This window comes from Streptomyces sp. NC-S4 (assembly GCF_054353315.1).
Window position 1 is genome coordinate 3,270,747 of record NZ_CM135937.1, and the last position, 13,224, is coordinate 3,283,970.

Here is a 13,224-nt window from a genome sequence, read left to right on the forward strand (position 1 = left end):
CGCGCTGCCGATGCTGGAAGTCGGCCGCCCGCCGACCGCGGTGGCGCAGCGAAGGGATCGAGGACCATGTCCACTCACCACGAACACCGGGCCGGCGGCACCTTCGTGCAACGCACGGTCCGCACCGTCGTCCCGTACGTCACCGCGTTCCTCGTCGCCCTGCTCGCGGCGAAGATCGTCGGCCTGCTGACGGAGAACCCGTGGGCCCGGCTGGGTACGGCGCTGGGCGTGGCCGTGGTCAGCCTCCTCCTCCACCCCTACGAAGAGAAGGAGGACGGTGACTGACGGCTCACGGCCGGTCACCTTCAGGATTCGTGAGCGTGGCAGCCCTGCCGGGCCGAGGTCCCGATCAGGGGGTAGGTGCGGGTTTCACCACAGGAGGCTTCTCCAGCGGCTTGTTCTCACAGCCGAGCGCGTCGGTGACACGGCGGGTCATGAGGTAGGTGAGGGTCATCCGCCGGTCCTTACCGGCCTGGTCCACCGCATCCGTCCCGGTGGCCGGCGTGAACGAGAAATAGGCGTCCGCCGAGAACCACACGTTCCGCGACTGCGCTCCGAGTTCACCGGGCAGATCGCACTGGACGAGCAGCGTGGAGCTGGACCTGTTGGTGACACCGTTCGCGCCGTTCAGTTCGTAGGACACTCCGTCGGAAGGGGGCCCGGGAGGTACCCGAGGGGACCAGCCGAAGGAGAAGGTCGCGCTGACGGCGCGGTGCTCGTCTTCCACCCGGTAGCTGCATGCGGTGTTGAAGTACGAGTTCTTGCCCGGCCGCATGCCCGGCAATGCCTGTTTCACCTTGTCCGCCAGCACGCTCTCGGACTTGTGGGTCTTCGTCTCGAAGTCCGCGGTGCCGAGGATCTCCCGCACGAGCGCCTCTTCCTCCGAAGCGGCGCCGATCCCGCACAGGTCGGCCTTCGCCTCGGGCTCGCCCGAGGCGCACGACGCCAGCGCCGCCACACAGACGAGAGCGGCCGCCGAACGTCCGAGGGTCTCGATCACGTCACGGCATGAGGTGTGCACGAGCTGCGTCCCGTCCCGAGGTGAACCCCTCGCCGGCTTCGTTCTTGGCGTGAGTGAACGCGGGGTCGCCGCCGACGTTCCGCTGGCGTCCCCACGCATCGAACATTTCGTTGGTGCCTTCCACGCCCGCCGCGTAGTTCTTGCTGGAATCCTGCTTGCTCTGCGCCTCGGCCTCGTCCATGACGCCTTCGACCCACTCGTACTTGAGCGAGTCGATCAGTGAGCCACCGACCGTGCCCACGACCGGGATCTCGCCGATGAGCCCGTTCGCAGCGGCAGCCGTGTGTTCGGACGTGCCTTCCGCCCACTTGACCTGGTCGTCTTCCTTGTCCTTGTAGACGTCGGCGCCGATGCCGTTGAGCGCGCCGCCGGCCGCTCCGATGCCATGGGCGCGGTTGTCCCAGTCGGCGCTCACACCGTGCAGGTCGCCCTTGTACGGCGCGGCGGTCGCGAGCTGCTCCGCCGAGTAGGCCCGCTCCGCCTCGACCAGCAGGGCGTAGGACGGGCCGTCGTCCGCGATGCCGCGCATCACGCGGATCAGGCTGCCCTGGCCCACCGCGATCTGGGCCTTGTCGCCCGATCCGTGGATCGCGTCGCTGCCACCGACGCCACCCAGGTCGGAGTTCTGGCCGCCGAGGATCTCGTGGGTGTCGGCCACGTAGTCGACCAGCGCCTTCGCCATCGGCTGTTGCAGGCCCTCCAGGTCCTCCGGGAACTCGTCCCCGCCCATCTCGTCGTCAAGGAGGCGGATGGCGTTGTGCATCACGCGGGCCTGGCCCTCGGTGTGCGGGCCCGGCTCTCCCAGCTTCTCGCCGTCCGTGTGGCCCGTGGCCGCCGCCTGGATGGCGGCGCCCAGGCCTGCCGTCTTGTCGCCGTCCATCTCGATCGGCTGTCCGACGCCGGTCGAGATCCAGGGGTCGGGCATGTCCCGGTCGGTGAGCATGTACTTCAGGTGCTCGTTCTTGTTGCCCGGCGCTTCGGGGTCGAGGAAATACGTTGCCGAGTCGGGGTCCTTGGCCATGATGCCCAGCAGGCCGTCCAGCGGGTCCGAGACCAGGTTCGGGCGCTGGGAGTCGTAGGCGTGGTCGTACATGTGCGGCTTCGACTTCTCGGCCTCGATCATGCCGTCGCCGAGGTCGTTGAGGAACTGCTTGCCGTAGCCGCTGCCGTTCGCCATCACCGTGACGAGTGCCTGGTAGCCGTACGTCGGCCGCAGGCCCTTGGCGACCAGCTCGGGGCCATGCCCCTTGAGCCCGTCGACGAACGGCTTGTAGGCGTAGCTGGTCGGGTCCTTGGTGCCCGAGGCGATCGTCCCCGCGAGGCCGGAATTGATCGACTCGTAGAGCTTCTTCTCGGCCGCCGACGCGCCGCGGTCGTTGGACGCCAGGTTCATCTGGTCCGCCAGCAGCAGGGTGTCCTTCGGCCCCAGCGCGTGCAGGTACGCCTCGCCGAAGTGCGCGTCCCCGGAGTTCTGTTTGAGGACGTCGTTGTAGTGCCGCAGTTCCTCCGGGGAGGCCTTGCCGTCACGGATCTTCTGGGTGAGGGCCAGCGCCTCCACGGCCTCGACGTCGTTGACGGGCTTCGAGTTGAAGCCGAACATCGCCGTGCCGTCTGCGCCCGACGCGTTCAGCAGAGCGACCTTGACGTCCTCGTCGAACTCCGTCACTGCCTTGACCGTGTCCGAGATCTTGCTTGTCCAGGACTGCTCGATCCCGGGGAGGTCGGGGTCGTGGCGGATCGCGTTCACGGAGGCCGGGTCGGCCTTGCTGAAGTCGTAGCTCGCGATGCCGGCGTCCGACACCTTCATGCCGGCGGTCTTGGCGTCCGCCACGGCCGACACCACGCGGGCCTTGAGGTCCGTGAACCGGGCGTGGGCGTCGCGGAGCAGCGACTCCATGGCCAGGGCCTCCTTCTGCGCGGCTCCGTACTCCTGGCGCGTCATGGCGGACTGGGTGGCGGCGGCCTGCTGGCTGGAGCCCAGCCAGCCGTTGCCCGAGGAGACGATCTGGACCTCGTCCTTGTAGACGTCCTCCATGGTCTTGAGCTGCGTCGCCATGGCCTTCCAGCCGTCGGCGGCGGTGGTGAGCGCGGAGAGGTCCGTCTGCATGACCTCGGCGTAGTTCGGCATGTCTTCCCTTGGTAAAGCCCTGTGGCCTTCTAGCGGAGTCCGGTGACCTTGGACTGCACCGGCTGGAAGCTGCTGCCCGTCAGCTGATCGGTTCCCGACAGGAGCGTCGAAGCCCCGCGCAGGCCTGTCTTCTCCGAGTTCAGCCGCGCCATCAGGCGCTTCACCTGGTCGTCCCAGTGCGTGTGCGCCTTCGACAGGCCTGCCGCCGTGTCCCAGCCGCTGAAGGCCTTGACGGCGCTCTTGGTGGGCTCGTCGGCCGCGTCCGCCGCCCTCGTGGTGCCGGGCTGCAGGACGTTCTCGATGGTGTTGGCCGCCTTCTTCTTCTCGGGCGGGGTGATGGCCAGTACCCCGTACCCGGCACCGGCGCCGGGCGCCGGGGAGCCTCCCGGGTCGGTGGGGACCTGGTTCAGCCGCATCTGCGGCGACGAGACGCCGGCCGTGGCCTGCTTCTGCTGGGCCCACTCCTGCTCGAACGACACCGTTCCCCCTCGTTACCCGCCCGGATCTGATCACGCACACCCTACGAGTCACCCGGGCGGGGCCCTAAAGGTGAGTGGGGGCGAACATCTTGAGCTTGGCTGAAAGCAGCAGTACCGAAGGCCCGGGAGTGTTGAGGGATTCCTTCAGATCGTCCGTCAAGGACTCCGGGGAGGTGGTGGCGGCCGGGACGCCGAAGGACTGCGCCAGCGCCACGAAGTCGGGGCCGGCCAGCCGGGTGCCGGCCTCGCAGCCGTACTCGCGCAGGATCCCGTAGCCGCCGTCGTCCACGATCAGCCAGGTGACGTCGAGGCCGTGCTGTTGCGCCGTGGCCAGGTCCGCGACGGAGTACATCGCGCCGCCGTCGCCGGACACCGCCAGCACCGGGGTGTCCGGTTCCGCGACGCACGCGCCGAGGGCCGCCGGGAAGGCGTAGCCGAGGCCGCCCGCGCCCTGGGCCGAGTGCATGGTGTTGGGGTGCTTCGGGTCGAAGGCGGACCAGGCCCAGTAGGACAGGATCGTCATGTCCCAGAAGGACGGGGAGCGGGCCGGGAGCGCGGCCCGGATCGAGCCGAGGAGCTCCTGTTCGAGGGCCACGTCCTGGGTGGCGAGACGGGCCGCGATGTCCGCGAGGACCAGGCGCACGCGCTCCGGAGCGGAGGGGTCCGGGCGCTCGGACACCGTCTCCAGCAGGGCCTGGAGCGCGAGGCGGGCGTCCGCGTGGATGCCGAGGCCTGCGTGGTTGGACTCCAGCTTGCCGAGGTCCGCCTCGATCTGGACGACCCGGCCCGTCGGGAAGAAGGTGTGGTAGTTGGACGAGAGCTCACCGAGGCCCGAGCCGACCACCAGCAGGACGTCCGCGTCCTCCAGGAAGTCCGTCATGTGGCGGTCCTCCAGCCAGGACTGGAGGGAGAGCGGATGGGTCCACGGGAAGGCGCCCTTGCCGCCGAAGGTGGTGACGACGGGTGCGTTCAGGCGCTCGGCGAGCTGCCTGAGCTTGCCCGCCGCGTCGGAGCGGACGACCCCGCCGCCCGCGATGATCACCGGGCGAGTGGCGTTCTCCAGCCAGTGGGCGGCGAGAGCCGTGAGCTCGGGCCGCGGCGCCAGTTCGTGAGGGGTCGCGTCCACGCCCGTGACCTGCGGGATGACGGTCGCGTCCCGCAGCACGTCCTCGGGGATCTCGACGAAGACCGGGCCGTGCGGGGCGGTCAGGGCCGACTCCCAGGCCTCCGCGATCACGGAGGGGATCTGGGAGGGGGTGCGGACCGTGTGGACGGACTTCACCACGTCCCGGAAGGAGGCCGACTGGTCCCGCAGCTCGTGCAGGTGCCCTCGCCGCCCGCCGCCCAGGCCCGCCACCGGGACCTGGGAGGAGATCGCGAGGACCGGGGCCGAGGCGGCCGCCGCCTCCGCCAGGGCGGGCAGCGCCATCAGCGCGCCAGGGCCGGTGGAGAGCAGCAGCGGCACGGCCTCGCCCGTGATCCGGCCGTACGCGTCGGCCGCGAAGCCCGCGTTGTTCTCCGTACGCAGCCCCACCAGGCGCAGGTCGGAGCGGCCGACCGCGTCGAAGAGGGCGAGCGCGTGCTGGCCGGGCAGGCCGAAGACGGTGTTCGCGCCGAGCGAGCGCAGCGTTTCCACGACCAGGTCCCCGCCCGTCCGGCCCGGCGGCGGCGCGAGCGCGGCCGCCTTCTGGGCTTCGGTGGGACGGAGTACCAGGTCGTGGTCGTGCGTCACTTCGCTTACTTGCCCTTCGCCTGCGCGATCTGTCGCGACATGATCGTGGTCAGCTCGTACGCGGTGTGCGAGGCCGCGACCGAGGTGATCTCGGCGTGATCGTACGCCGGGGCGACCTCGACGACGTCGGCGGAAACGAGGTTGCAGGAGGACAGCCCGCGGATGATCTCCAGCAGCTCGCGGGAGGTCATGCCGCCCGCCTCGGGGGTGCCGGTGCCGGGCGCGTGCGCCGGGTCGAGCACGTCGATGTCGATGGAGATGTACAGCGGGCGGTCACCGATGCGCTGGCGCAGCTGGTCGGCGACCTCGTCGGCGCCGCGGCGGTAGACGTCGGCCGAGGTGACGATGCCGAAGCCCATCTTGGCGTCGTCGTCCAGGTCCTGCTTGCCGTACAGCGGGCCGCGCGTACCGACGTGGGAGAGCGCCTCGGTGTCGAGGATGCCCTCCTCGACGGCGCGGCGGAACGGGGTGCCGTGGGTGTACTCGGCGCCGAAGTAGGTGTCCCAGGTGTCCAGGTGCGCGTCGAAGTGGAGCAGCGCGACCGGGCCGTGCTTCTTCGCGACGGAGCGCAGCAGCGGCAGGGCGATGGTGTGGTCGCCGCCCAGGGTCATCAGGCGGGAGCCGGCGCCGAGCAGCTCGTCGGCGGCGGCCTCGACCGTCTCGACGGCCTCGTTGATGTTGAAGGGGTTCACGGCGATGTCACCGGCGTCGGCGACCTGGGCGAGCGCGAACGGGGAGGCGTCCTGGGCCGGGTTGTACGGGCGCAGCAGGCGCGAGGCCTCGCGGATGGCGTTGCCGCCGAAGCGGGCGCCGGGGCGGTAGGACACGCCGGAGTCGAAGGGCACGCCGACGACGGCGACGTCGGCGGAGCCGACCTCGTCGAGGCGGGGCAGACGGGCGAAGGTCGCCGGGCCCGCGTAGCGCGGGATGCGGGAGGAGTCGACGGGGCCGCGCGGCTGCGTGCTCATGGCTGTGCCTCTTTTTTCTCTGGCCTGACGTGTGCGGTACTTCGAGCGTAAGCGGGCCACCAGGGGGTGGGGAGTGTACGTTTCATCCATCTGGCAGAGCTGAAATATACGGAGTATCCATGCCTGGCTCTCCCCGCGACGCTCGCGATCCGGAGTACGGCAAGGGCCCGGCCGGGGAGCCGCTCACCCCGCCGGTGGCCCTCGCCGCGCTGCTCGGCGACCGCGAGCTCGGCCTGCGCCACCTCGCCGGGCCGGCCACCGCCGGGGTGCACGGGGTGCACGCCTCCGAGATGCCCGACCCCTCCCCGTACCTGCTCGGCGGCGAACTGCTGCTGACCGCCGGGGCGGGCCCCGCCGACGACCCCGACGCGTACGTGGCCCGGCTGGCCGGGTCGGGGGCGGCCGCGCTCGGCTTCGGTGTGGCCCCGGTGCACGAGGAGGTCCCGGCCGCGCTGGCCGAGGCCTGCGCCCGGCACGGGCTGCCGCTGCTGGAGGTCCCGCCCCGGACCCCCTTCTCGGCGGTCGCCCGCGCGGTGGGCCGGCTGATGGCCGAGGCCCGGACCCGGGAGCTGCGCCGGGTCACCGAGGCCCAGCAGGCCCTGGCGGCGGCCGCGGCCCGCCCCGACCCGGTCCCGGCCGTACTGGCCCGGCTCGCGGCGAGCCTGGGCGGGTCGGTCGCCCTGTGGCCGGGCGGCCGGTCGGCGGGCCCGGAGCTGCCCGCTCCGGCGTGGGAGGCCCTGTCCGCGCTGCTGGCCCGGGTCGGCCGCGAGGGCGGGCCCGCCACCGCCACCGACCGGGCGGGCGGACACCACCTGGCCGCCTACGCCCTGGCCGGGCGGGCCGCGCTGGGCACCGCGACCCCGGCCCGCGCGCCCGGCGACCACACCGTGGCATCGGTGGCCGCCGTCCTGCTGACCCTGCTCACCGCCGAGCGGCCCGCCGGGGCCGAGGCTGCGGCCCTGACCCGGCTGCTCCTCGACGGGGATCCGGCCGCGGCCCTGGCGGCCGGGCCCTGGTACGCCGTCCACGCCCGCGGGTCCGGGGACCCGCAGGCCCTCGCGGCCGCGCTGGGCACCGTACTGCTGGACCCGCACGAGGACGGCGTACGGCTGCTCGCGGACCGGGAGCCCGCCGCGCAGAGCGGCTGGCGGCTCGGGGTGAGCGCACCGGCCGTGCCGTCCGCGCCCGGCGCCCTGGCGACGGCCGACGCCCAGGCCGCGCGGGCCCTGCAGCGCGCGGAGGCGGCCCGTACCCCGCTGGCCCGCCACACCGACCCCGGCTTCGCGGGCCTGGTCGGCGAGGCCGAGGCGCGCGCCCATGCCGAGGCCCTGCTGGGGCCGCTCTCCCCCGCCCTGCGGCAGACCCTGCGCGGCTGGCTGGCCCACCACGGCAGCTGGGACCGCACGGCCGCGGCCCTGGGCGTGCACCGCAACACCGTCCGCCAGCGCGTCGGGCGCGCCGCCGAACTGCTGGACCGGGACCTGGACGACCCGGACGTGCGGATGGAGCTGTGGTTCGCGCTGCGGACCGCCGACCGCGGCACCGGCTCCGACCGCGGCCCCGGCCGCGGCCCCGGCCCCGCTCAGCCGGGGTAGTCGTCCGGCGGGCGGAAGGAGGCGAGCATCTCCAGGAAGCGGGCGGAGCCGGTGATCACCCCGGGCTGCTTGCTGCCGGGCGGTGCGGGATCGACCCCGATCGACTCGATCCCGTCCTCCCCGATCCACAGCAGGCGCGAGCTCAGCCGGTACCCCTCCGGGGCCTCCTCCCACATCTGCCGGACGAGCGGGCCGTAGGCGATCACGCAGGTGTGCAGTTCCGGCCCGGACACGGCCCACAGCATCAGGTGACCGTGGTAGGGGACCATCGCGAGGATGCCGAGCGGCGCCGGGCGGTCGATCAGATCGGCGGCCCGCAGCAGGTGGGTGGAGGTCCATCCGCCGTCGGCCTCGACGTTCACCAGCGGGTTCTCGTCGTCGTTGTACTGGAGCGAGACCGGCGCGGCGTCGAGGTTGGCCATGGCGGCGGCCCAGACCTCGGCGCCGTCCACCTGCCAGGAGTCGAACTGCTCGGGCGGGACGGGTGCGGAGAGGGTCCCGCCCACATTGATCACGACGACGGCCGCGAGCTCCTCGGTGAGGGCGACCGCCAGGGCGTGGCGCTCGGTCACCGCGTCGACGGTCACCAGCCTCGGCATGAGCAGGTTGCGGACCTCGGCGAAGCCCGCGCGTTCCAGTTCGCGCCGGCGCTCGGCGAGCCGCTGCTTCTGGTTCAGGAAGGAGACGGTGGCCGACCGCCAGTTCGCGTGCGGCAGCGCGCGGACCAGCTCGGCTATCTCCGCGAGGTCCAGCGGTGCGCCGGTCTGGCCCTCGGCGGCGAGCGAGAGGTGGCGGTGCTCCGAGAAGCGCATGGGCGGCCCGCTCGTGTTCCCGTCCAGGAAGACGTCGTTGAGGAGCGCCTCAAAGGTGTGCCAGTCGGCGGGGCTGAACCACGCGCACCAGTCCGGTACGCCCGCTACACCTGCGCCGGCCTTTTTCGCTCTCCGGAAAAGTGGCATGCCGGGCAGATTAGGGGAGGGCGAATCGGTACGTGAGAGCACGAACAAGGCATTCTTGAGCGCATTCCGGCCACCCTCCGGCCGCGGTGGCACGGACGAGCCGCCTCCGCCGGGACCCCCGGGGGGTGAGCCACCCCACCCTTTCTTCGGCGCCTCCACTCTGGACAGCCAGTTTGACTGGCCGGTAACTTATCCTGAGCAAGCGCTTAGGCATGGCGGCGGACCGCCGCGACCGAAGGGAGCCGGCTGTGCGCCGTACCGTTTTCAACGAGGACCACGAGGCATTCCGCGAGACCATCCGCGCCTTCGTCGAGGCCGAGGTCGTCCCGGTCTACGACGAGTGGTTCGCAGCCGGTCAGGCGCCGCGCGACTTCTACTACAAGCTCGGCGAGCTGGGCGTCTTTGGGATCAACGTGCCCGAGGAGTTCGGCGGCGCGGGCCTGGACACCCACAAGTTCGAGGCCGTCCTCTACGAAGAGACCTCCCGCGCGGGCGTCAACTTCGGCGGCTCCGGCGTGCACGTCCTGCTCGCCCTCCCCTACATCAAGATGCTGGCCGACATCGAGCAGAAGAAGCGCTACCTGCCGAAGTTCGTCTCCGGCGAGGAGATGTGGGCGCTGGCGATGACCGAGCCGGGCACCGGCTCCGACGTCGCGGGCATGAAGACCACCGCCAAGCTCTCCGAGGACGGCACGCACTACGTCCTCAACGGCTCCAAGACCTTCATCACCGGTGGCGTCCACGCCGACCGCGTGATCGTCTGCGCCCGCACCTCCGCCCCGCGCGAGGACGACCGCCGCTTCGGCATCTCCCTCTTCGCCGTGGACACCAAGTCCGAGGGCTACTCCATCGGCCGCAAGCTGGACAAGCTGGGCCTGCGCACCTCCGACACCGCCGAGCTGGCGTTCGTCGACGTCAAGGTCCCGGTCGAGGACCTGCTCGGCGAGGAGGGCAAGGGCTTCTACTACCTCGGCCACAACCTGGCCTCCGAGCGCTGGGGCATCGCCTTCGGCGCCTACGCCCAGGCCGCCGCGGCCGTGCGGTTCGCCCAGCAGTACGTCACCGACCGCACGGTCTTCGGCAAGCCGGTCGCGCACTTCCAGAACACCAAGTTCGAACTGGCCGCCTGCCAGGCCGAGGTGGACGCCGCCCAGGCCGTCGCCGACCGCGCCCTGGAGGCCCTGGACGCCGGCGAGCTGACGCCCGCCGAGGCCGCCTCCGCGAAGCTGTTCTGCACCGAGGTCGCGCACCGCGTGATCGACCGCTGCCTCCAGCTGCACGGCGGCTACGGCTACATGAACGAGTACCCGATCGCCCGCCTGTACGCCGACAACCGCGTGAACCGCATCTACGGCGGCACCAGCGAGATCATGAAGTCGATCATCGCCAAGTCCATGGGCCTGTAAGGGATCCGGGCACCTACCCTTCCCCCATGAACGAGGCACTGACGTCACTCCTCGATCTGCTCGACCTCGAGCAGATCGAGGAGAACATCTTCCGCGGTACCAGCCGGCCTTCGCTGGTACCGCGCGTCTTCGGCGGCCAGGTCGCGGCCCAGGCCCTGGTCGCGGCCGGGCGGACCGTCCCCGCGGACCGCACCGCGCACTCGCTGCACTCGTACTTCCTGCGCACCGGGGACACCGGCGCGCCCATCGTGTACTCGGTGGACCGGATCCGCGACGGGCGCTCCTTCACCACGCGCCGGGTCGTCGCCGTCCAGCACGGCCAGCCGATCTTCCACCTCTCCGCGTCGTTCCAGAAGTACGAGGACGGCCTCGACCACCAGGTCGCCATGCCGTCCGCCCCGGACCCGGAGTCCCTGCCCACCGCGGCCGAGTCGCTGCCCGCGTACCGCGAGATCTTCCGCGACCCCGGCACGGTGGAGCGGCTGATCGAGACGCGGGAGGCGGTGGACCTGCGCTACGCCACGACCCCGCCCTGGGGCAGCGTCGGCGAACCGGTGGAGCCGCGCTCGCAGGTGTGGTTCCGTACGGCCGGCAAGCTGGACAGCGCCGATCCGTTGCTGCACACGTGCCTGGCCACCTACGTCTCCGACATGACGCTGCTGGACTCGGTGCTGCTCGCGCACGGGCGGGGCGGCTGGGCGGTGGGCGACGTGGTCGGCGCCTCGCTGGACCACGCGATGTGGTTCCACCGGCCGTTCCGGGCTGACGAGTGGCTGCTGTACGACCAGGAGTCGCCCTCGGCGGCCGCGGGCCGGGGCCTCGGCCAGGCCCGCATCTGGACGCAGGACGGCCGGCTGGCCGTGACGGTCATCCAGGAGGGTGTCGTACGCGTCCCGCGTGCGTGACGTCCGCCCGGCGCACGCGGCGCACCCGGCGCACGCGACCCACGCGGCTCAGTCCCACCAGAACCCCCAGTGGTTGCTGCCGGTGACCGCCTCGTCGGCGTAGGCACGGATGCTGCCGGATCCCTGCCAGACATTGTCGGGCGAGAAGGCGAAGTGCTCCGCGGCGACGGGGAGCGCGTGGGCGGTCGTACGCGGCGGAGCCGCCACGGACACGTGGAGCTCGTCGAAGCCGAGGGCGACGACGCGGGCGCCGAAACGGTCCTCCCAGGAACGCAGGACCGCGCTGATGAGGGCGGTGTCGTTCTCGTGGTTGGTCGGACCGCACCAGCCCATCGCGGTCGGTACGTCGGCCCCGCGGCCCGCGGGGACCAGCGCGAGCCGCGGGCTCGGCAGATGGCCGCTCGCGATCAGCCCGTCCGCGAGCCCGCAGGCGACGGCATCCGGATCCGGCCCCTCCTCCGACCGGGCGAGCCCGGGCCAGTCCCGGCCGAAGGGAGCGATGAGCTCCTCCCCCTCCGCCCCCTCCTCGGGGTCGGGCACCACCGCGCTCCAGAACTCCCGCAGCACCGGCTCGACGTGGTGGTCGTCGGGGTCGGACATCCGCTCCGGCGCGAACTCCCGCTCCTGCCACCACCGTTCGAGCCCGCGCCGCCCCTGCAGCAGCACGGCCTGCAGCCCGGCGGCCGCGAGCGCGGGAGTCCGGTGCGCGGCGAGCGCCCCGACGCCCACGGCCTCGTCGGACACCCACAGCAACGGCGCGGCCTCCCGCCACCACCCCCGCCGCCCGGGCGTATCGATGAGCCCCCCGGCGGGCAACTCGAGCCCCAGGGAACGCCCTTGGGGATCGTCGGCCAGGACGGACAGCGGGTTGCGCGCCTTCGGAGACTTCCACATACGGCGACCGTAACGACGGCCACTGACAACCGGAGCGAGAGGCTGAACAGGGCCCGGGCGGGGGGCGCCTTCACGAAGGTCGCCATGACCCGTCCGGCGTGGACTACGTACGCTCGGCCGCACAGCAGCGCTGAACCGCGCAGCCAGCGCCCGGCCCACCAAGCCGGTCCGAAGCCTGCGTCCGTCGACACCACTCGTACGCACCGAGGGGCGACACGCAAGGAGCCCCGGCCGGGATCCCGGTCGGGGCTTCTTCGTGCCTGTTGCGGCTACTCCTCCGTCAGGCCCGCCGCGGCCAGGGTGTACGCCACCATCGGGTCGTAGAAGCGGGGGTCGCGGACGTGGTCGTCCAGGGGGATCGTCACCTGGACGGTGCCTTCCGCCTCGCCGATGAACAGGGCCGGGTCGTTGCAGTCCGCGTAGCCCACCGCGTCCAGGCCGCGCTGGGCCGCGCAGCCCGCCCAGCCGTGGTCGGCCACGACCAGGTCCGGCAGCGGGCGGTTCTCGGCGGCCAGGCCGTCGAGGATCGCGGCCATCGGCTCCGGCGAGTGGGTGTGCCACAGCGTCGCGCCGCGCTCCAGGACCGCGACGTCGGCGAACTGCCACACCGAGCCCTCGTCCGCCACCAGCCCCCGCGGGATGACGACGATCTCGCAGCCCGCCGCCCGCAGGGCCGCCGCCGTCGCGCGGTGGACGTCCAGGAGGCCGCCCGGGTGGCCGGTGGCGAAGAGCACGCTCTGCCGGTCCGCCGCCGCCTTGCGCAGCCGGGCCGCCAGGCGGTCCAGGCCGGCCACGGTCAGTTCCGGGTCGATGGTGTCCTGGCCGAAGCGGAACCCGGGGTCGTCCACGACGCCGCAGCGCTCCGCCATCACCGCGAGCACGTCCTGCTCGTCCGTCCAGCGGTCGCCCAGTTCCAGGCCGAGCCAGTAGTGCCGGTCACCGTTGGCGAGCTTGCGGTAGTGGCTCAGGTTGTTGTCGCGCGGCGTGGCGACCTGCCCCGCGATCCGCGTCCGGACCAGGTGGTCGATGAGTTCGGCGCGGGTGGGTACGGACGTCTCTATCGGCTTCGGCATACGGGCCATTCTGCCGCCGCCGGGCCGGAGGCGGCGCGTCCATTCCGGTCGGCGGACGCCCCTG

The 13,224-nt window shown here is 72.2% G+C and carries 12 protein-coding genes; 4 read left to right on the forward strand and 8 right to left on the reverse strand.

Annotated elements, in window-relative coordinates:
* Positions 1–66 precede the first annotated feature (66 nt).
* Positions 67–285, forward strand: a complete 219-nt coding sequence (locus ACXNSR_RS14280; RefSeq protein WP_458642411.1) for a hypothetical protein — start codon at positions 67–69, stop codon at positions 283–285.
* Between the two features lie 64 nt (positions 286–349).
* Here ACXNSR_RS14280 and ACXNSR_RS14285 read toward each other — a convergent pair whose 3' ends face one another.
* The 5 genes from ACXNSR_RS14285 to speB form a co-directional block, all read right to left on the reverse strand.
* Positions 350–1,000 (reverse strand): hypothetical protein, encoded by a 651-nt coding sequence (locus ACXNSR_RS14285; RefSeq protein ID WP_458642412.1) that lies wholly within the window; start codon positions 998–1,000, stop codon positions 350–352.
* Between the two features lies 1 nt (position 1,001).
* The gene (locus ACXNSR_RS14290) at positions 1,002–3,149 is read right to left on the reverse strand and encodes a hypothetical protein (protein WP_458642413.1); all 2,148 of its coding nucleotides are present in this window, start codon (positions 3,147–3,149) and stop codon (positions 1,002–1,004) included.
* 29 nt (positions 3,150–3,178) lie between these two features.
* Entirely contained in the window at positions 3,179–3,628 is a 450-nt protein-coding gene (locus ACXNSR_RS14295) for a hypothetical protein (protein ID WP_458642414.1), read from the reverse strand.
* Between the two features lie 64 nt (positions 3,629–3,692).
* Positions 3,693–5,360 (reverse strand): thiamine pyrophosphate-binding protein, encoded by a 1,668-nt coding sequence (locus ACXNSR_RS14300; RefSeq protein ID WP_458642415.1) that lies wholly within the window; start codon positions 5,358–5,360, stop codon positions 3,693–3,695.
* Between the two features lie 5 nt (positions 5,361–5,365).
* Positions 5,366–6,328, reverse strand: coding sequence for an agmatinase (speB, locus tag ACXNSR_RS14305; protein ID WP_030013156.1), 963 nt, complete (start codon positions 6,326–6,328; stop codon positions 5,366–5,368).
* 119 nt (positions 6,329–6,447) lie between these two features.
* Between speB and ACXNSR_RS14310 the strand changes: the two genes are divergently transcribed.
* Entirely contained in the window at positions 6,448–7,923 is a 1,476-nt protein-coding gene (locus ACXNSR_RS14310) for a helix-turn-helix domain-containing protein (protein WP_458642416.1), read from the forward strand.
* Here the strand turns inward: ACXNSR_RS14310 and ACXNSR_RS14315 are convergent.
* A complete protein-coding gene (locus ACXNSR_RS14315; RefSeq protein WP_458642417.1) occupies positions 7,911–8,882 on the reverse strand; it encodes a hypothetical protein in 972 nt (323 codons plus the stop codon). The genes ACXNSR_RS14310 and ACXNSR_RS14315 overlap by 13 nt on opposite strands.
* A gap of 248 nt (positions 8,883–9,130) precedes the next feature.
* Between ACXNSR_RS14315 and ACXNSR_RS14320 the strand changes: the two genes are divergently transcribed.
* Both ACXNSR_RS14320 and tesB read left to right on the forward strand, forming a co-directional pair.
* Positions 9,131–10,288: an acyl-CoA dehydrogenase family protein gene (locus ACXNSR_RS14320; RefSeq protein WP_458642418.1), complete on the forward strand. Its 1,158-nt coding sequence runs from the start codon at positions 9,131–9,133 to the stop codon at positions 10,286–10,288.
* Positions 10,289–10,314: 26 nt separating this feature from the next.
* Positions 10,315–11,193 carry an acyl-CoA thioesterase II gene (gene tesB, locus ACXNSR_RS14325; RefSeq protein WP_458642419.1) on the forward strand — a complete coding sequence of 293 codons (879 nt, stop codon included), beginning with the start codon at positions 10,315–10,317 and terminating at the stop codon, positions 11,191–11,193.
* 48 nt (positions 11,194–11,241) lie between these two features.
* On the opposite strand, the gene ACXNSR_RS14330 is transcribed toward tesB, so the two are convergent.
* Entirely contained in the window at positions 11,242–12,087 is an 846-nt protein-coding gene (locus tag ACXNSR_RS14330) for a DUF4253 domain-containing protein (protein WP_458642420.1), read from the reverse strand.
* Positions 12,088–12,356: 269 nt separating this feature from the next.
* Positions 12,357–13,169 (reverse strand): phosphatase, encoded by an 813-nt coding sequence (locus ACXNSR_RS14335; RefSeq protein ID WP_458642421.1) that lies wholly within the window; start codon positions 13,167–13,169, stop codon positions 12,357–12,359.
* Between the last annotated feature and the right edge of the window lie 55 nt (positions 13,170–13,224).

What these genes read in the sequence shown, in the direction of transcription:
- ACXNSR_RS14280 (WP_458642411.1), top strand. Translation starts at nt 67, where the DNA reads ATGTCCACTCACCACGAACACCGGGCCGGCGGCACCTTCGTGCAACGC.
- ACXNSR_RS14290 (WP_458642413.1), bottom strand. Translation starts at nt 3,149, where the DNA reads ATGCCGAACTACGCCGAGGTCATGCAGACGGACCTCTCCGCGCTCACC.
- speB (WP_030013156.1), bottom strand. Translation starts at nt 6,328, where the DNA reads ATGAGCACGCAGCCGCGCGGCCCCGTCGACTCCTCCCGCATCCCGCGC.
- ACXNSR_RS14310 (WP_458642416.1), top strand. Translation starts at nt 6,448, where the DNA reads ATGCCTGGCTCTCCCCGCGACGCTCGCGATCCGGAGTACGGCAAGGGC.
- ACXNSR_RS14315 (WP_458642417.1), bottom strand. Translation starts at nt 8,882, where the DNA reads ATGCCACTTTTCCGGAGAGCGAAAAAGGCCGGCGCAGGTGTAGCGGGC.
- tesB (WP_458642419.1), top strand. Translation starts at nt 10,315, where the DNA reads ATGAACGAGGCACTGACGTCACTCCTCGATCTGCTCGACCTCGAGCAG.
- ACXNSR_RS14330 (WP_458642420.1), bottom strand. Translation starts at nt 12,087, where the DNA reads ATGTGGAAGTCTCCGAAGGCGCGCAACCCGCTGTCCGTCCTGGCCGAC.
- ACXNSR_RS14335 (WP_458642421.1), bottom strand. Translation starts at nt 13,169, where the DNA reads ATGGCCCGTATGCCGAAGCCGATAGAGACGTCCGTACCCACCCGCGCC.